The organism is Streptomyces sp. NRRL F-2664, assembly GCF_000719345.1.
GTDB lineage: Bacteria > Actinomycetota > Actinomycetes > Streptomycetales > Streptomycetaceae > Streptomyces.
Genome location: NZ_JOFX01000072.1, coordinates 1 through 18,474, shown reverse-complemented (window position 1 = coordinate 18,474; position 18,474 = coordinate 1). Strand labels below are relative to the sequence as shown.

The window sequence follows — 18,474 nt, the reverse complement described above, 5'->3', positions numbered from 1 at the left end:
CGGTCCGCGCATCCACTGCGCCGCCGGCCTCCTCACCCGGGGCGAACACACCGGACACGGTGCCGGAGGCACCCGGCACCGCTGACGCCGCGGCTGCGGCGGCCGAGCGGGAGCCGGGAGCGGCGAACGCCTCACCCGCACCCTCCCCCGCAACAGTGCCGGCAGCGGCCAGGACAAGCAGCCCTGCTACGCCGTTCCGGCGGACACGACGCACAGCAGCAGACGAACACACAGGACGACCCCATAGAAGACAGAGTGAGCGGGTGTTGTCATCAGGACACCAGGTTGTGCCGAGGCTGTCTCTCCCCCGAATAGCCCCGCAAATGGTTGGCATACGAAGCAGGTGGCGGCCAAACCTGAGCTCGTCCAGGTTTGATACTGAGCATTTTCAACTTGGTCACCGTTCGGGTGACGGGGTGGTGGGGGTGAAACGGGCAGAGCCCCAGGGCTGTTGAGCGAGGTGTCGAAGTTCAACTCTGCAGTCTTGGGGCTCTGTTGGTTTCCTATCGTGCCGTATTCCATGTCCCGCATGCGCTTGCGGAACGGGTGACGATGCTGATCGTCACCCGAGAGGGCGACTGCCGGTGCAAACTGTCTCCGTCCTTTCAGGCGGCGGATTCAACCGGTCGGCGCAGTGAGTCCTGTGAGATGGCGTAGTCGCTGATCACAGGAGGATCCGGATGCAAGGCAGGCACGGTCATCTCAGCCGGGAGCAGAAACAGCTGGCGCTCAGACTGCGCGCGAAGGGGTGGCGGTGCCATCGGCACGCACCATCCGCGACACCCGGCTGATGGGTCTGATCCAGGAGGCATACGACGCCAACTACCGCGTCTGCGGCGCGAGGAGATCTGGCGCCACCTGAACCGCCAGGGCCAGACCGCGGCCCGCTGCACCGAGGAGCGCCTGATGCGCGAGCTCGACACGACCGGCGCCGTCCGCGGCGGAAGAGTGACCACCACGATCCCGGACCCCACCGCACCCCGGGCGCCGGACCTGGTCGACCGCGGCTTCGTCGCCAGCGCGCCGAACCGCTGCCGGGTCGCCGGCTTCACCCACGTCGCCACGTTCTCCGGTGTCGTCTGCGTCGCCTTCGTCGTGGATATCTCCTCCCCGCCGCATCGTCGGCTGGTCCGCCTCAACCGCGAAGCAGACCCGGCTCGTCCTGGACGCACTGGACATGGGACTGTGGCAACTCGACGACCCCGGCTTTGAACTCCAGCGTAAACAACCGGCGAGAACGCGCCCTCTCGTTCCCCCTGCTCTCCATGATGAAAATCATCCTTCCGGGGCCCAAGCCCCCGATCTCCGATGTCCGTCAGAGCGGACCAAACCCACAGTCGTGCCAGTGTGTGGCCGAAGCGGTCTCAGCGCTGCGGAGTAAGGGCTGGTCAGCCCAATGGCATCGCAGATCCGCCAGTAGCCGGGCACCGGCATGCCCCACCGCCCCGAACTGTGAGCGAGGCGTGAAGCCTGGGACGCGAACCGGTACCTTGCGCGCAGAAAGTGCCTTCAACCTGGACCGACACAAACCTTACAGGAAGTTTATAGCCTAGCTCAGATGGCATTTTCGCGTTGCCGGCTGGCAACTGGTCTCACGCCGAGGGAAACGGTGAGGCTAGGATTCTGTTCAGCCCGTGCCGGTATGGCGTGCTCGGGTGAGGCCCGGGGTACCGAGCGCTCTGGGGGAGAAGCAGTACTCCCGGGCCGCCCCAACCCCTGCCATGCCGCAGGCCGCCGCCTCGGCCAGAGGCGGTGTGGGGCGACTGTGGGTCGCAATACGTGTCAATCCGGTATACCGGTCGGCTTGCGGACATCGGCGCCCCTGCCTCCGGCGGGCCGGTCGCGGACTCGTATCACAACGCGATGGCCGAGGCCCTGAACGGCACCGCCAAGGCCGAACTCATCGAGACGCAGGGCCCCTGGAAGGACGTCGGCCAGGTCGAACGGGCGATTCTCCAATTGTCCGGTTGGACGGGCCTTGACCCTTAATCCTGGACACACGAGTTCTCTGTTCGTGTTGCCTTTGGACCTGCGTGGCCGTACTCAGGGGTGCCGCGATTGGCGTGAACGTCTGCCGTTGGTTCCGGAGGGTAGCCACCCTGCTGCCCCATTTCTTTGTCAGCTGTCGCTGCGCGGCTTGGGAAGGTGGAAGGGGAGGAAGGCCAGCTTGATCTCTTGGTTGGGGTCGCTGGTGGCGGTGAAGACGAAGTCGTGCCGCTCTCCGGTCAGCTGTTGCCCTTCACGCTTGTAGTTCGGATGCTCGCGGAACTTGACGAGGGCCTTGGCGATGGTCTCGCTGGGGATTCCGGAGCGGATGAAGAGGACCAGGGCTGCTTTGGTGTCGCGCCAGGTCAGGTAGCTGAGAAGTTGGTTAAGTGTGTCGGTGATGGTCTTGGGGCCGCGCCAGATCTTGCACTCACCGATGAAGATGTGGCGGTCCTCCTCGCGGATGAGGATGTCTGTTTTGCCGACGGCGTTGAAGACCTCGCCGGCCGCCTGGCCCTCGAAGTGGCCGTTCAGGTTGACTAGGAGAAGGTCCCGGATCTGCTCCTCCCCCATCTTCGCGACCGTGGTGAATGCGCGTTCGAGCTGGTTCCGCTGGTGCCAAAGCACTTCCAGAGCAGCCTCGTATTGCTTGTTGTCGAGGGCGGGTTCCGGCTTGAACGGCTGGGCGGTGGGGGCGGTTCGGCGGGGGGCGATCTTCTTGCGGGTGATCGGGACCGCGTAGGTGTCCGCGTCCGCGCGCTTGCGCATAGGGAATCCCAGCGATGCCTGCAGGCCGCGGTTGGCCAGGGCCCTCTCCTTCCGGGCCTGCACTTCGCTGACAATCAGCTGACCTGCTGATTCGTCATAGGCGGTGACCTGGGCCTTGCTCCAGTCGAGCCACTGCTGGATCTCGTGCAGCTGCTTGTCGATGCCCTGCTGGACGGCGCTCGGTGCGGGATTGACGGGCCCGCTCCAGCTGATCCTGAGCTCACCGGTCCTGACCGTCGCGGCCGGGGGGTTGTGCGTGTAGTGGTTGGGCCTGAGCCCCAGGAGGGCCTGGTCTCCGCTGATGGGAACGACCCCGGTCACGGTCGTCACCTTGAGGCCGAAGTGGCGGGTGGCCATATAGCCGTCCTCGATCGGTTCGGCGGTGATGCCGTCCCGGTCGAGGACGATGGGGTCGATGATGAACCGTGCTCGAAGGGTCTCGTAGATGTCAGCCTGCGGAAGCTCCAGCAGGTCGTTCTCACTCCTTCCGGCGACCGCGTTCGCGATCTGGCCGAGCTTGTGGTTCAGGGTGTCGGCGAGGTCGCCGTTGCTGAAGAGCCTGTTGCCCGGAGTCATGTGCCCAGTGTGAGGGGCGTCGCTGACACATCGCCGGGAGCGCCTGCTGGTCCTGCTCCTTCCCGGGGGCCCAAGCCGCCCCGGGCAGGCAGGAGCACCGCAGAGGGCCGGCAGCCCAGTAGGCGCCGGCCCTCTGCGGTGTCATTTCTCGGCGGGACCCGCGAGAATCGGTCCCCGTTCGTCCCTGGGTCAGGGGCGGCCGAGGGTTCGGGTGATCCATCCGGCGTCGCGCCACTGGTCGGTGTTGAGGGTGCCGCGGGCGTCGATGACCTTGGGGCTGGTGGTCCGGGTGGCGAGCCGCTTGGGGCCGATGGTCGTGAAGTGATGCCACTCGGTGACGTGCAGCAGCAGGTCGGCGTCGTCGACGGCGGCGATGGGGTCTTCGACGTAGTCGAGCTCGGGGTGGAGCTTGCGGGCGTTGTCGAGGGCCTTGGGGTCGGTGACGGTGACGGTGACGGTGGCGCCGAGGTCGTGGAGGGCCTGGGCGACGGCCAGGGCGGACGAGTCGCGGATGTCGTCGGTCTCGGGCTTGAAGGCGGCGCCCCAGACGGTGATCCGCTTGCCCCGCAGGTCGCCTCCGAGTTCCTCGCGGGCGAGGTCGATGACGCGCTGGCGGCGGCGGGCGTTGACGGCGGCGGCTTCGCGGAGGATGCCGACGGCTTGGCCGGCGTCGAGGTCGTCGGCGCGGTTGATGAAGTCGGCGAGGTCCTTGGGCAGGCAGCCGCCGCCGAGGCCGGGCCGCATGCCGTGGCGACCGATGCGGTGGTCGTGGCCCAGGAGGTCGGCGAGCTCGGCGACGTTGGCGCCGGAGGCTTCGCAGACCTCGGCCATCGAGTTGATGAAGGAGATCTTGGTGCCGAGGAAGGAGTTCGCAGCGCCCTTGGCGAGCTCGGCGGTGGCCCAGTCCGTGACGATCGTCGGCGTCCCCGACTCGATGATCTTCTCGAACGGCTGCCGCAGCAGGGCCTCGGCCCAGGAGTGGGTGGTGTTGAAGCCGAGGACGAGCCGGTCGGGCCGGATGGTGTCGTCGACCGAAGGACAAGCGCAGGAACTCGGGGTTCCAGGCAACCTCGACGAGGTCCCCGGCAGGGGCGTACTCGCGCAGGATTTCGGCGACGCGGGGTGCGGTGCCGACCGGGACGGTGGACTTCACCGCGACGACGGCCGGGGTCGTCAGGCCGGGGGCCAGGCGGCGGACGGCGTCGAAGAGGTGGGTGAGGTCGTAGGCATCGCTGCCGGCCTGCGGCGGGGTGCCGACGCCGATGAAGTGCAGGTCGGCGAAGTCGGCGGCCTCGCCGTAGGAGGCGGTGAAGCGGAGTCGGCCAGTCGCGGTGTGCTTGGCGAGGAGGCCATCGAGGTCGCGTTCGAAGAACGGGGCCCGGCCGGAGTTGAGGGTGTGGACGTTGTCGATGTCGGAGTCCAGGCCCAGGACCTCGTGGCCGAGTTCGGCCATGCAGGCGGCGTGGGTGGCGCCGAGGTAGCCGCATCCGATGACGGTCATCTTCATGAGCGGGGTCGTCCCTTCGGGTGGGGCCGCCGGGGGCGGCCCCACCCTTGCCCCGCCCGGAAGGGCGGGGTGGTCAGGAGGGCCTGGCGGCCAGATAGCGGTGGATCCCGTCCCGGATGAATGGCGGGATCGTGAGGATGTCGAGGTGCTCGGGGGCGAAGAACTGGAGCTTGACGCCCTCGGAGAGTGGGCGGCGGGTCTCGTCGCCGTCCCAGCGGGCGGCGCAGAAGGTGATGATCTGCCCGGGGCCGCGGTGGTCGGTGATCTCGAACAGCTCGGTCAGGAGCTCGGCGGCCAGGCCGGCTTCCTCGTCGAGTTCGCGGACGATTGCGGTGGCCGGGTCCTCGCCGGGGTCGCAGCCGCCTCCCAGCAGGCTCCAGTGGGCGGGCCAGGCGATGTGGGGGAGGTCGTCGCGGAGGTGGAGGAGGAGTTCTCCGCGGCGGTTGGTGATGATCGCGACAGCTCCGCGGGCGGCGGTCGGCTCCTCGATGGCGGTGTTCGGAGTGCATCCCCTCACCGTAGTAACGGCGTTGGGGGTCATGCGGCAGCCCTCACCGTCTGGTCCGAAAACCAGGCGGCTGCCATGAGGGCCTGCATCCGGGTGCGGTCGAACCGGCCACCGGGCATCAAACCCCCCTCGAGGAGGGGGCGGAATCCAGGCGGGGCGTCGGTGAGAGCCATGCGGATCTGGGAGTCGGCCCAGGCCGCGAGGTTGTCGTTGAGCCAGGCCGGGACCGGGGAGGCGAAGCCGAGCTTGTCGCTCGTCATCACCAGCGGCCTCCAGGCCGTGGCCAAGTCGGCCAGGGTCAGGCCGCGGGCGAGGTCCCCCGCCCGCGCGGGCCATCGCGTCGGCGACGAGGTCGCGGAGGCGGCCGTCGGGGTCCGGGCCCCGCAGGATCAGCCGGGTGACGGCCTCCGCCGGGTCGAGGGGTTCGCCGGCGGTGTGCATGAGCTTGGCGGCCAGCGGCCGGTATGCCTCCAGCCCGGCGTTCAGGACGGCGTCGGGGCCGAAGAGGACCAGGGCCTGGCGGACGTAGCCCATCAGGAACTCGTCCGGCCCGAGCCCGCTGATCACGACGCGAAGGCCGAGGTCGGCGATCTTCCGGTAGGCCATGTGCTCGGAGAACGTGAACGCGTCCCCCACCGGGTAGTCCAGGGCCCGCATCATGTGCGGAAGGGCCCGGGTGAAGTCGGTGTGGTCGGGCTCGACCACCACCAGCTCGGCCCCGACGTTCCGGGCGATCACGGCGGCCGTGGAGGACTCGTCCAGGCGGTCCTGACCCGGGTAGCGGACGGTGACGCAGACCGGGGGCCGCATCAGGTAGGCCAGCACCGCCGAGTCCAGCCCGCCGGAGAGGAGGAGGGCAAGTCGCAGGCCGGGGACCTGAGCGGGATCTGCTCGGCCAGGATCGTGGAGAACCTGGCCAGGGCCTCGTCGTAGGTGCCGGTGAACGGGGCCCGGTCCTCCAGGTGCCACCAGGTCATCTGGTCGATCGAGCCGGTGGTGACGTCGAACGTCAGCAGCGTGGCTGGGGCCAGCAGCTGGATGCCCTGGAACGGGGTGTCGACCCCGACGGGGGTCTCGATCGCGGTGACTTCCGGCCGTAAGACCAGCGGGGCCGGGCCGTAGCCGGTCAGGGTGGTGACCTCGGAGGCGAACGCGAGCCGACCGCCGTCCAGCCGCCAGTAGAGCGGTTTCTCCCCGAGCTGGTCGCGGGCCAGGAACAGCTTCGCGGTCCGCGGGTCGTAGACGGAGATGGCGGACATGCCGTCCAGGCCGTCCAGGCAGGACGGTCCGATCTTGACCCAGGCCCGCAGCAGGAAGTGGGCGTCCGACTCCCGCTCGCTGATCTCGATGCCCCAGGCGGCGGCCTGCTGGCGCCAGTTGTAGATCTCGCCGTTGAAGGCCAGCAGGATCCTGGTGTCCCGGTCCAGGTAGGGGCCGGGCACGGCCTGCGGGTCGACGATGAGGAGGGTGTTCATGGCCAGCACCGCCCGTCCGTCCCGGGCGGCGGCGTGCATGGTGCCGTCCGGGCCGCGGTAGTGCTGGGAGTCGCCCATCGCGGCGACGGTCTGCTCGTGCCGGACGGCGTCGCCTCCGGCCAGTCCTGCGATTCCGCACATCTGGTTCACCCCCGAGCGTGAAGTCGTGGCGCCTTGGCGGCGGTCGCCGCCGGGAAGCCCCTTCCTGGCGTCCCGGCGGCGGCCTGTGCCCTCATCACACACGCCGGGCCCGCATGTCTGGGAGGGCTCGCAGGGGGCTCACAACTCACGAAAGCGGTTCACTCAGGGTCCGCATGGCAATACCCTCGGTGTGTCAACGGCCTTGTAGTTCTCCCCAGAGGCGGCCAGTAGTTCTCCCCGCTGGCGGCCAGTGGAACTTCCCCGGTGGCGGCCAGATATCTCCCCGCCCTTGGTCGGTGTGGATCAGCTGAAGGGCTTCACTCCCTTGGCCGGTGGTGGCCTCGGTGAACCTGAACGAGTCACCCTGCGTGACGGTGACGTGGGCATGGTGGAGGAGCCGGTCGACGGTCGCGGTGGCGAGGGTCTTGGGCATGATCTCGTCGAATCCGGAGGGGTGGAGGTTGCTGGAGACGGCGATCGAGCGTCGTTCGCAGGCGGCGTCGACCAGGCGGTAGAAGCCTTCGGCGGCGTCTTCGGAGACGGGCAGCAGGCCGATGTCGTCGACGATGATCAGGTCGGATCGGACGATCTTCGCGAGGCCCGGGCGATGGAGTCGTCTGCGCGATGGCGGCGGACCAGGGCTCCGAGGTCCTCGATGGTGAACCAGGCGACGGTCAGGCCGGCCTCGACGGCGGTCTGTACGAGTGCCTCGGTGAAGTGCGGCTTTCCCGTGCCGGAGGGTCCGCAGATGCAGAAGTTAGGTCCTTGTCCGCGAAGCGGGCGGTGACCGCGGCGGTGCCCAGTGCCCGGTCGACCTCCGCTATCGAATAGAGCTTCGAGAGTGCGACAGCCTCGGCCATCTTCGCCTTGATCCGGCGGGCTCCGGAAAGGTCGAAGAGGCGATGGCGCCCTTCCGCGACGCCCTCGACCTGCTCGACACCATTCCCGGGATCAACCAGGCAACCGCCGAAGTGATCATCGCGGAGACCGGCGGGGACATGACCCGCTTCGCCTCCGCCAAACACTTCACGTCCTGGGCCGGAGCCTGTCCCGGACACCACGAGTCCGCCGGCCGCACGAAGAACACCAAGGCCCGGCCCGGCAACCCCTACCTCAAGGGGGCACTCGGCCTCGCCGCGTTCGGCGCGGTGAGAACCAAGGACACCTACCTCGCCGCCCGTTACCGGCGCCTGACCGCCCGCCGGGGCCCGCTCAGGGCACTGGTCGCCGTCGAGCACTCGATCATCACAGCGATCTGGCACATGCTCACCACCCACAAGCCCTACGCCGAGCTTGGCGGCTCCTACTTCACCCAGCGCGACACTGAACGGGCCACCCGTCGCGCGATCACCCAGCTCAACCAGCTCGGCTACACCGTCACCCTCAACCCGATGGAGACCACAGCCTGACCCGACAGCGCCAGCCACCCGGCAGCCACAATGCCACCGGGCGCACAACCCTGCCCACACCCACCCTGACCTGGTGCTATTTACGCGTCAGGTAGGCCCGCTTGTTCTCGAAGACGTTCAACGTCGGATCCGCCAGCAGGCTGCGGGCCTGCCGGACGGGGTGACTATTCCCCCGAACCGCTCGTGCTCCTGTGCCGCGGAATGGATCAGTCGGCGGGTGGCCGGACCGGAGACTCCGTACCCGTCCTGGAGGGCTTCGTGGACGTCGCTCAGATGCTCAGCGACCGACCGGGCCGTCTCGAAGTCCATCAGGTCGTGGATTCCGCCGCGAGACCGGGCTCCGTAGCCCTCGCTGACCAGCGTCCGCACGTGGCCGTACTGAACCGCGAGCGCGACGAGGCCGCCCGGTTGGCGTGCGATGTGCCAGGCCAGCGTGCGCCGGAACCGGGCGATGCCGACGCGTCCAAGGTCGTCGGCCGGGATCGTCTCACTGTCCCAGCCCCGGCTCTCGGCGTAGTCGTTGACCCAGTCGATGAACCCCTCAACGCGGTTGCTGATCGTAGCCAGGCTCAGAGACCGGCCTTCGCGGACGTTCACCGTGCGGGCGTCGTGCTTGACGGCCGCGAACAGCATCTCGTCGTCTCCGACGAACCGTTTCAGCGCCCTGACCGCGGTGACCACCTGGGGATTGGCCACCCAGGGGGCCTCACGGATGACGCCGGCCGACAGGTGATTGCCGTCCTCGTCCTTAGCGCCCTTGAACTGGCGACCATAGATCAGGTGCTTTTGGACCCCGTCCTGCGGGCCTTCCGGCTCGGGGCAGCATCCGCTTTCCAGTACCAGCACCTCCGCCGACCTCATCCCGGTCAGGTAGGCCAGGACGATGAAGCAGGCGGTGACCAGGTGCTTGAACAGGGTGGGGAAGCTCGCGAACTCGAAGGGCTCCTGCCACGGCTGACCGCCCAGCGTGGCCGTGACCAGCGTGTCCAGCAGACAGGGACCAGGGTTGATCTGCAGGTAGTGCTGCCAGCGCGGGTAGTGCAGCACGTTGTAGACCGTGTTCACCGGTGTTCCGGCCTTCGCCGCCAAGAAGACGCCCGGGACCGCGTTCTCCCCCATTGCTCTCCGACCGCCACCGGGATGGGTTCTCCCGATGCCTCCAACGACTCCAGGTAGGCGCCGAACGCGGCGGCTTCGCCGGGCCGTGCCCGGCGCCTGAGAGCCCGGCCCGTCGCGGACCGGATCCGGTGTTCCTCGATGCCGTTCAAGATGTCACCGGCGAAGTCCTCGACAAACCGCAGGGCCCAGACCAGCAGAGGGCCCCATCGTCGGGGCTGATCGGTTCGTAGCCGTTCTCGCCCTTCGAAGAGGCGGCGGGAAGGTAGTCATCGACGCCCTCCGTCATCCAGGGCGGCTCGACCAGCTGCTGCGTGCCGGGCAGGAACCGGGCCCCGAAGCGGTGCAGCCGGGACAGCGTGATCAGGTGACTCTGGACGGTGTTGCGGGCCAGCGACCGAGTCTTGCCCAGGTAGTAGGCGAACTCCGTCAGGTCGTCCTGCGTGACGGCCGACAACTGCGTGATCCCGCGGTCGGCCGGCCACTGGGCAAACATCGACCAGTGGTGGACCGTCTTGTAGATCCGCCCCGAGCTGAGCTTGGACCTCATCGGGGCCCCGTGCTAAAACACGAAACCCATGGTCAGCGGATAGTTGATCAGGCAGAACGCGGCATGCCTCATCGGCTCCCGCAGCGGCTCGGGAAGCCACGACCAGTAGATGAAGTCGTCGGCGACCGTCGGGTTCTGGGCAGCGCCAGAACCGACCACCGCTTGTCCCCGTAGCGGGGGATCAGCTTGCGCCGCTCGACCGGCACGGTGTCCGGGTCAACGATCCAGGCATCCGGCGCCGACGGCGTGACGCGCAGCTGGAGGGCGAGCGTCATGCGTCGAACCCCTTTCGCAGAAGCTGGTCGATGGCCTCGCGGTCCTGCTCCGTCACCGCCGCCAGGGCATCGCTCCATTCGATTGCGGTGAAATCGGGCAGCGACCTCAGATCCGTCAGCCGTGCGAAGTGCTCACGCCAGTCGTGCTCCCACACGTCTTCGGGCAGCACGCTCCGCAGACCGTTCAGGACCTGATGGAGATAGGCAAGGCGGGACAGATGCTTGGGAGTGACCACCGCGTTCGGGCAGGCCGTGCAGAGCAGGAAAGAGGCCCGGCAGGGCGATCCGGCCTCACTGAACGGGCTGTGCGTGTAGTCACCGCAGCCCGCGGTGACCGTCTCCATCGTGCCCTCGGCGTCGCCGCGGCTGAATCTGGGCCTTGAAGGAGGGGCGGGCCTGGTTGAGGGCAGCGGTGATGCCGTCCGCGATCACCGGAGCGGCCTCGGCCCGCGTGCGGGGATCCGGCAGCAGGTAGACCTGGTCGTGGGTGGCCTGCGTGTGCTGGCGGGCTGACGCTGGTGGGCGATCACCACCGTCTTGCGCAGGCGCCGAAGATTCAAACGCGGGCCGCCGCTGAGCGTGTCGCGGAAGTTCTTCACCACGTTCTCGCGGATCCGCCGAGGAACAGCCCTTGGGCGCCTTGGTCGGCATGCCGCCGCCTCCCACCTCGCCACGTGGAGCCCCGCCGGGGCCGCCGAGCACGCGCGGCCCGCAGCCCTGCGGCCTCGCCGCCGGCGTGCGCCGGTCCGCGCCGACCGTGCCTGCGGCACGGCCCAGGCGTGGGCGGCGGGTTCCGTGGGGCTGCCCAGGTTCTCGAGAACCTGCCGGGCCGGCGCCGTCAGCTCGATGGCTTGCGTGATCAGCCTGCCGGGAGAATCCGCACCCCAGTCGGCCAGGTTTCGCGTCTCGAAGGCAGAGGAGCCAGGGCGGCGCCGTTTCTCCAGCTCAACCCGGTAGATCGTCTGCGTGTACCAGCTCCCAGCACGCCCCGCGATTCTTTCACCATCCCCGTGTTCGATACCGCCCCGGCAAGACCCATTGCGTCCGGTTCGCTGAAGCTCTGACACCAACGCGGCATCTCGACTTTGAACGTTCTCCAATTCTCGTCATACTGAGGGTGCACCCAACAAGTTTGCAGTGCTGACATACGTACGCCACTCGTTAAGAAGGAAACGAGCCCCTAGCGAATCGTAGCACCGCGGTCACGGGATGTAGCTAGAGAGAGGGTGGGGACGGCCAGCCAATTAGTTCCTTTCGTCGGCTACCGCTAGGTGTCCCGCCGATGCACTCAGAGCTCGTAATCACCCGGTCGTTGTGTCAGCCCCGCCCTCCGCTGCAAGTTGCCTTTCATGGGCGAGGGCCCCCTCGGGTCGTAGAGCCCGGCCAAGAGTGTCGTTTTGATAATCGAAGTGTTAGAACCCGCCATCGGGCGAGGCCGACGGGTAAGTGGTTCGAGCACCCGCAATCTGGGAACGTCGTGGACACGGCCGTATGCCGATGCCCCACCGGAAAGGCGATAAGTTGATGTCCTTCGCGTTTAAAACTACCTTCGGCGCAATTGCGGCAATAGGGATCCTGGGACTCGGAACTCTGCCGTCCTACGCAGGCGACCCCGCACCCCCCAAATTCTCAGTATGCAATAACAGCAACTTGGAGGTGGCTTTCGCAAAAGGCGTCGGCGACGCCGCTACCACTCCCGCAGTAGGAAGCACACTCCCTCAGAATGGAAATCAGAAGATTCAGGGGAATTGCCAGAACACTACTCTCTGGGTGTTTAGTGACCGCACCAGCGGAGCCTCATGGGAATATAACATAGTTAACGGTCAGGGAACGGTTGTAGGGAATGCAGTAGTCGACATGTACGTGCTGTTCGGAGGCGAACTGGATGCGAGCTGTACGTTTGTTCCTGTTGCCGGTCAAGTTATACCTCCCATGAGGTGTACATCGGGATTTTCCAACGGAGCTGAGGTCCTGACGCTTCTTGATGCGTAAAACGGTACGCAAGGACTCAGTCGGATCAGGAAGGACCGGAAGCACAGACTCCCGCCGTTGAGGGAGGTGTTCGAAGGCTTACTCACGGCACATCGAAGCTCCGGCGACTGGGGTGACGGAGAGGTCACCTTGATCGTCGGAGCTGCGTTGCACGCCAGGAGGGTGTTTCAACGGGCCGGTGTTCCAACGGGCCGTCACCCTGTGACCTGCGGTCCATGACGCCACAGCGGATACCCCCATTGCTGTCGATTGAGAATGCGGCTTGCCTAATACGAAATCATGACCAGCGATTGACCGCCCGAGGGTCTAACCGCCAACCTGTATCAGGGCGTTAAGCCCGGCGCATGACGCCTCGCGCATACATCAAGTGCGCTAGAGCTTCTGCAGCGAGCAGAAGTAGCAAAAGCCAAGGCGGAAACGAGTCAGCGAGTAGCGCTAGCAGGAGCGGGAAACCAACGCCCGGCAGGGCCCAACAGGCGACGTCTGTGAGACGTCGACCCAAACGCAAAGCAATCAGAGCATGGGCCGCGTGATAGAGCGTAAGTCCTCCAGCCAGTGCCCATAGGGCACCGGGGGAGAGCCGACCGTGGCCTGCTTCCTCGACCGCGGTCCCCAAACCTGCCGAGATTGCGATCACGGCGGCAGTTACGAAGAAGTGTAAGAACCCCACGATGTCTCGCGCTAACAGGAAGATCCGGATAGAGTCCTGTTGCGTCATCATTGGCCCTGCGGCAGCTGTGCCGAAGTCGAAATACGACCACCACAGTGCGGCCAACAAGATAAAACCCAGTACCGCGACCGCCTCTCCATGGCGGCTCCATGTGTGATCCGTTGAGGTCACCAAGGCGATAATTGATTCGCCAAGGACGATAATGACGAACAATCCTACGCGCTCCATCAGGTGACCCACATGAAGCTGGCCCGGCAGTCCCGCTCCCGTCGCAGCCAGCAGCAGGACGATTTCGGCGGCGATTAGGGCAGCCCAAGCTCCGTACTGCCAGGGCGGTGGGAGCAAAGCCGAGAGGGCCCAAAAGATCCCAGAAAGAAGGTAGTACGAAATAGGCCTCCAGCGGGGCAAACGGTGTGAACCTGCCATCCGTGTGGCAGGCCACCACAGCGCCAGCAGGACAAACCGGATTCCTGCATATCCAAGGGAATATGCGGCGGCACGGTCACCTAAGGCGTCTGGTACCGAGGTGGCCATAGCGGCGAGACAGAACATGGCCGAAAGCACCAGCAGGCGCAATTTAGGGCTCTCGCTGCCGAAGAGGTTCGCCGAAACGGTGATATTTACCCAGGCCCACCAAGCCGGTAGGTATAAGGCAAAGAAGAGTCCGAAATCCCGAAGTCCTGGATCGCCATGCAGCGCATGTGAGAACTGCGCTACAATAGCTACGAAAACGAGGTCGAAAAAGAGTTCAAGCCAAGCGGCATGGCGTGCTTCATGCGTCGGCAGAGCCCCGCCTTGTGTCGTTCCCATAATCCCCGTCTTGCGCCGCGTACCATGATCAGATTTTGCGTGGCTGGACAACGCTTAAGCGTTAATGTTGGCCATCACCAAGGGGTCGCATTGTCAGTAACTTCAATTGCGATCCGCTTAAGGCTACGGCATATGGATGCAATACGAAATGAGTAGACCTCCGGCCGAGCGTTCCATCCTGAACACACTCCTAGAATTCACCCGCTTGGAAGTCGCCTTCGCGCCGAACGACAAGTTCATTGTGCCAGGCGCGCCGGACATTCGACCTAGATTCCAAGGGTTCGTCAGCAAACTGCAAGTTGCTGTCGCTGAGACACCGAGATGAATCGACCCGGCAGATATAAGACTTTTTTGAGGCTACGTCGGGATATGGTAGGGCTCTCTTGAGCCCTATATGAGCGGAGTTCAGCACAACCGGCGTATGGGTATAGGGGCTGCACTCGACCAGTGGGACGGCGGGCGTGGGTGCGCTTGTACGGCAGGCCACAGATGCCGGATAATAGGTTCCACCGCCATTTCGGCGACCTGCCAGCGTCGTCACGCCTAGATCTGGAGTGGGACTTGCCGCGGGCGAAGGCGAGGGTTGTAGCAGCGATAGTTGTGGCAGCCCCCAGGATGGGCAGAAGTTGCGGGGCTGCGCGCTCGTTGCGGCGATTGTATTGACGGCAGCAGCCAGCCGGGAATCGTCGATTTAACGCGCCGGTGTGGCGGTGGGGAGGACCGCGCGGTCGAAGAGGCCGGCGTCCTCGAGGCGGTGCAGAACCTCATCGGCGGCCGACCTCGCACGCCAGCTCTCAATCGGCATCGGCGGCGGGACGCCCTGCTTCATAATCGAAGCAGGGCGATCAGCAACCGCCAGGCACACCCGCTGTCAGCGCGCAGGTGATCACCATGAGCAGCGATATCAAGAGGAGTCCAGTGGACGCCCCAGCGCGTACGAAACGGGCTAAGAGAGTTGTGCTGCGCCTGCTCGCACCGTGTGATCTTCCTATAGCGGGCCAGTCGAGGCGAAATATTATCCGCTAATCCAGCCGTTGGTGACACTTGCTACAATTCGCGCGTCATTGGGGGACTGCGGACTGCCGTAGCGTACTTCCGTCTTCCGTACGCTCAGGTTGGCGGGAAAGACGGCAGACTGCCAGCTGCGGACAGTTCGAGCAGGAACATCGCCTCCAATTAGGAAGAAGCCGCCACTAGCCTCGGTGTCAGGGTTGTAAAGAAAAAAAACCCCGCCGGGCTCGACCTCGGGGTCGCTGGAGACCCGTAGCATGTAAGTGATTCCACTGATAGTATGAACCGGCGTCCATCGCAGGTTGCTGAGTTCCACGCCCTGCAGAGCGCCGCTATTAACGGACGGCGCCACATGCAAGGCGCTTGAATCAGTTGCCGAGGCGATCGGTGCCGAAACAGCGGATATCGCTGCAGTAGATACGGCCACACTAGCGAGGCCTTTTGATAGCTTCATTGATTTTCTCGATCCGTGAATAGTAGGCGGTAGCTTCTGGGGCCTTGGGTGATGGTAGATGAGGTGTTCCGCAGTTGCTCACGAATCCCCCAAGCTAGCATTTCAGACGGTAGCAGATGCTCCATGCTCTACCCGAGAGGAACGTCCTCAGAAGCCGCCCTTGAGCGGTCGTTGCGCCAGCCCTTACGCTAGGTTCCTTGCTTGGCCTCAATTTCAGCCGTAAGGGGCACCGAGTCCGAGGAAGGATGCGCCGAAGTATTTCCTGCGGAGCGCCGCTAATAGCGCCTAAGTCTAAATGTCAGCCCTAGGTGCGTGCGAAAATAAACGAATTCCAGCGTGAGTGGGCACCCCTCGCCATTAATCTGCACTTGCTTCGGTCGCGATGCGGCTACTGTCGGTAGAACAGGTCAGAGCCCACCTGAGCGGATTCCGAACCGATGCCCCCCGTGGCAGCAGAAATGACAACACAGCTAACCTCTTCCTTCAGGTGTAGGAACGGGGGATATTGCTCCTAAGCACTGTGCGGACTCGGAGGCTCGTTCGGCCATCCACCAACTGGTCCCTAATCATGCCTATGCCAAATACAGGCTTCGCGCAGCCGGATGGGTAGGAACGCACCGTGATGCTCCCTTCACATGCTGCTAACATTGCGGGGGATACGCCCTCGGGATATGAGGAACTCAATGCATACCGCGCGGGACTTCACTCGGACGCCAAGTCCGTCTGCGTGATCGCAGCCAAGGCCGTACGGAAACCCGCCCCGCTCCCAGCCGAGCAGTACGCCCTGCTCACCGCCCCGTTCACAGCCGTCGGCGTCGCAGTCCCCCGCCACCATGCCACCTACTGAGGTTCCCAGGGTGGGTCGGTGGTGCGAGGGTCAGGCCGGTGGCGGTGAGGCAGCCGTCGATCAGGTGTGGCCGGAGCTGGGAGTGCGTCAAGCTGTTCGACGCTGAGCCCTCACCCGCCGCCACCCCGCTACACTCCCACCGGCGCAACAGCGCCGACCGCCCCGGCGGCCTACCCGGTCACCGCCACCACCACCTGGGACGCCGAGTGGGCGGGCGCCGGACAGACCGACACCCTCACCACCCGCCAGGGCGAGCACCGTTGGCATCTCAGCCCCCGGTCCTCATAGATCCGGACATGCACCTCTCGATTCATCCGGCTCGTGCCGTCCAGTCTTCAGAGCGAGAACGCGACCCCATCACCCGGGTGAGTTCATATCAGACGGTAGCGTCGTCGTATGTCGTGGCCTTGAGTAGCAGGCTGGCTGCGGCGTTAAAATTGGGCAGACTAGAGTTCAGTTTATCTTTGTCGAGGCACCCCTTGAGCGTGGTGGCTCCGCTACCCTTGCCGACGGTCAGTTGGTACTCGGAAATGCAACCTTCTGCAGGGCGGGAGGGGAGGGCGGCCTCCTTCTCCTGGAAGGCCTTGACATAGGCGGCGAGAGCAGAGCGCTGCAATGTGGAAAGCTGGCCCTTGTCCCAGACGAACGGGGCGTCGCGCGCGTCGAGGTGATAGACCTTCCAGGAGCCGTCAGGCTGGATAGTGAGGCTGCTGTCAAATGGCCTGCCATGGGATAGTGATACATCGACAAGCGGCACACTCTTAGGCTGTTCTGTCCCCTCGGCCCACGCCGAGGAGATTAAACAGGTAGATGCGGCAACCGCCACCAGCACGGAACCGAACGCAATCTTTTTCATATATTCATCCTTCCATATCGTCACTTATGCGCGATCGCCGTAACCATAGTCGAGCGTCTGATCAGCCAGCTAGCCTTCTGATCGGAAATTATTTTAAGACATGAGGCGAGGCGTCGAGAATCTTGTCCCCGGTTTGGTCCATACGTACGGCGTGGGGTCCGTGTTCCAGGTGGCGATCCAGTCTCGGATATTCTCTTGAGGGCCTGGGCGGACTATGGACGCCTCGTCGCATCTGCTCGTTGGTGAGTTCGGAAGCATCGCTCGACGAGGTTGACCAGGGGGATCCGGTCGGGGTGAAGTCAGGTGGAAGCGGAGGTGTCCGAGCCCCGCTTCATACGAGCAGAGGCCGCGTGCCACACCGGGAGTGAGCTGTTGACATACATCGGAGAGGCCGCCGGTCCCAAGTGTCAGTCAGTCAACGCTGTGCAGCGCGTCGAGCCGGTGGCGTTCCGCCACAGGCAAGGTGGCGAGAGCCTCAATAAATATGGCGAGAGGCCGAAGCGGGCTGCGCGAGAGGAATGACCTGGGCGGTGGAGAGTCTTCGGCGAGCGTCACCGGTGTTCTCCGTCAGTGTTGGCGTTGGTCCAGGAAAGGGGGGCCTGTGCAGTTCCCACGTCTGCGGCGCAGCTGTTCCTCGCCGTGCCGGATGCCGAGGCCGCAGAGCAGCCCCATGGGAATGCAGAGCAGGCACCAGGCAGTAGAGCAGGCACCAGGCAGTGAGGCCGAGGCCCGCCCACGTAGAGCCAGTCATACAGAGTCCTCGCCAGGCCCGCCACGAGCAGGAAGCCTGGAAGCAGAGGTACCTGCCTAGCTGAGCTTTAGCGAGCGTGGCGCCCCTCGAGGGCAGATTGGCTGCAGCGAGCTCTGGGATTCTTGCGAATTGGCTTGCCCGACATGTAGCTGACCTCGCATGAATAAATATTGGGCCGTGTGTGGCGTGGACGCGTACAGGCTGTTCACTGGCCTGGCCCCTCGTCCTGCGCGCGATAGGGTGAGCACTTACGATCACTGGCTTTGGGTAAAGGGGGGAGCTGCAGGTTCGCCAGCTATTCTCACTTCGATGTTTTTCCAATCTCTGCAACCAGGGCGTCTTGGAGTGGAGCCTCCAGTTGATCACGGACGGAACCGAATCCAGTCCGCCGGTCAGACAGCGTTTGAGGGGAACCCCGAGGAGCCGTCCAGCATCGTCGGTCACGGATCAGGGCCCGCAGAACGTTGACGCGGCGGCGTGCGAGGGCGAGCACGGCCTGGACGTGCTTCTTCCCTTCGGCGCGTTTGCGGTCGTAGAACTTCCGCGAGTTCGGATCGCAGCGGACGCTGGCCAGCGCGGAGGTATAGAAGTCCCGTTGAAGCCGGCGGTGGTAGGCGATCGGCCGGTGGAGGTTGCCTGTGACCTTGCCCGAATCTCGTGGTGCGGGGGCGAGGCCGGCAAGTGCCGCCAGGGCATCCGGGGTGCTGAACTCGCCCAGATCGCCGCCGACGGCGGCGAGGAATTCTGCTCCGAGCACGGCGCCGATGCCGGG

At 65.2% G+C, this 18,474-nt stretch carries 12 protein-coding genes and 5 pseudogenes; 4 read left to right on the top strand and 13 right to left on the bottom strand.

The annotated features are described in order from the left end of the window. Nucleotides 1-495: 495 nt before the first annotated feature. From IF89_RS49780 to IF89_RS49775, 3 genes and pseudogenes are all read left to right on the top strand, one after another. Nucleotides 496-612: pseudogene (locus IF89_RS49780) on the top strand (IS5/IS1182 family transposase); the annotation flags it as partial. A gap of 294 nt (nucleotides 613-906) precedes the next feature. Beyond that, complete coding sequence (locus IF89_RS46375) at nucleotides 907-1,212, top strand: hypothetical protein (protein WP_158718013.1); 306 nt, start codon at nucleotides 907-909, stop codon at nucleotides 1,210-1,212. A 651-nt stretch (nucleotides 1,213-1,863) separates the two neighbouring features. Next, entirely contained in the window at nucleotides 1,864-1,989 is a 126-nt protein-coding gene (locus IF89_RS49775) for a hypothetical protein (RefSeq protein WP_420706995.1), read from the top strand. A gap of 129 nt (nucleotides 1,990-2,118) precedes the next feature. On the opposite strand, the gene IF89_RS0132855 is transcribed toward IF89_RS49775, so the two are convergent. From IF89_RS0132855 to IF89_RS49770, 6 genes and pseudogenes are all read right to left on the bottom strand, one after another. Continuing rightward, the gene (locus tag IF89_RS0132855) at nucleotides 2,119-3,330 is read right to left on the bottom strand and encodes a hypothetical protein (RefSeq protein WP_030775894.1); all 1,212 of its coding nucleotides are present in this window, start codon (nucleotides 3,328-3,330) and stop codon (nucleotides 2,119-2,121) included. Between the two features lie 189 nt (nucleotides 3,331-3,519). After that, nucleotides 3,520-4,837 (bottom strand): annotated as a pseudogene (locus tag IF89_RS38675) (UDP-glucose dehydrogenase family protein). Nucleotides 4,838-4,910: 73 nt separating this feature from the next. Then, on the bottom strand, nucleotides 4,911-6,170 hold the full coding sequence (locus IF89_RS46370; RefSeq protein ID WP_158718012.1) for an NUDIX domain-containing protein: 1,260 nt from the start codon (nucleotides 6,168-6,170) through the stop codon (nucleotides 4,911-4,913). Further along, nucleotides 6,155-6,961 (bottom strand): hypothetical protein, encoded by an 807-nt coding sequence (locus IF89_RS0132840; protein WP_158718011.1) that lies wholly within the window; start codon nucleotides 6,959-6,961, stop codon nucleotides 6,155-6,157. The genes IF89_RS46370 and IF89_RS0132840 overlap by 16 nt, the downstream gene beginning before the upstream one ends. Before the next feature lie 303 nt (nucleotides 6,962-7,264). Beyond that, nucleotides 7,265-7,717, bottom strand: a pseudogene (locus IF89_RS42905) (ATP-binding protein); the annotation flags it as partial. Beyond that, nucleotides 7,654-7,848: pseudogene (locus IF89_RS49770) on the bottom strand (IS21 family transposase); the annotation flags it as partial. The pseudogenes IF89_RS49770 and IF89_RS42905, both read right to left, overlap by 64 nt. Before the next feature lie 15 nt (nucleotides 7,849-7,863). Between IF89_RS49770 and IF89_RS0132830 the strand changes: the two are divergent. After that, on the top strand, nucleotides 7,864-8,370 hold the full coding sequence (locus IF89_RS0132830) for a transposase (RefSeq protein WP_234327967.1): 507 nt from the start codon (nucleotides 7,864-7,866) through the stop codon (nucleotides 8,368-8,370). A 117-nt stretch (nucleotides 8,371-8,487) separates the two neighbouring features. On the opposite strand, the gene IF89_RS41180 is transcribed toward IF89_RS0132830, so the two are convergent. From IF89_RS41180 to IF89_RS42895, 7 genes and pseudogenes are all read right to left on the bottom strand, one after another. Beyond that, nucleotides 8,488-9,417 (bottom strand): hypothetical protein, encoded by a 930-nt coding sequence (locus IF89_RS41180; RefSeq protein ID WP_158718010.1) that lies wholly within the window; start codon nucleotides 9,415-9,417, stop codon nucleotides 8,488-8,490. A 217-nt stretch (nucleotides 9,418-9,634) separates the two neighbouring features. Then, a complete protein-coding gene (locus IF89_RS41175; protein WP_051807991.1) occupies nucleotides 9,635-10,036 on the bottom strand; it encodes a hypothetical protein in 402 nt (133 codons plus the stop codon). A 12-nt stretch (nucleotides 10,037-10,048) separates the two neighbouring features. After that, nucleotides 10,049-10,195: a hypothetical protein gene (locus IF89_RS46365; RefSeq protein WP_158718009.1), complete on the bottom strand. Its 147-nt coding sequence runs from the start codon at nucleotides 10,193-10,195 to the stop codon at nucleotides 10,049-10,051. 112 nt (nucleotides 10,196-10,307) lie between these two features. Continuing rightward, entirely contained in the window at nucleotides 10,308-10,655 is a 348-nt protein-coding gene (locus IF89_RS0132815) for a hypothetical protein (protein ID WP_030775880.1), read from the bottom strand. Between the two features lie 1,979 nt (nucleotides 10,656-12,634). Beyond that, nucleotides 12,635-13,834, bottom strand: coding sequence for a low temperature requirement protein A (locus IF89_RS42900; RefSeq protein WP_158718008.1), 1,200 nt, complete (start codon nucleotides 13,832-13,834; stop codon nucleotides 12,635-12,637). A 2,637-nt stretch (nucleotides 13,835-16,471) separates the two neighbouring features. Next, nucleotides 16,472-16,951, bottom strand: a complete 480-nt coding sequence (locus IF89_RS0132800; RefSeq protein ID WP_030775877.1) for a hypothetical protein — start codon at nucleotides 16,949-16,951, stop codon at nucleotides 16,472-16,474. A gap of 1,178 nt (nucleotides 16,952-18,129) precedes the next feature. Further along, nucleotides 18,130-18,474: pseudogene (locus IF89_RS42895) on the bottom strand (transposase); the annotation flags it as partial.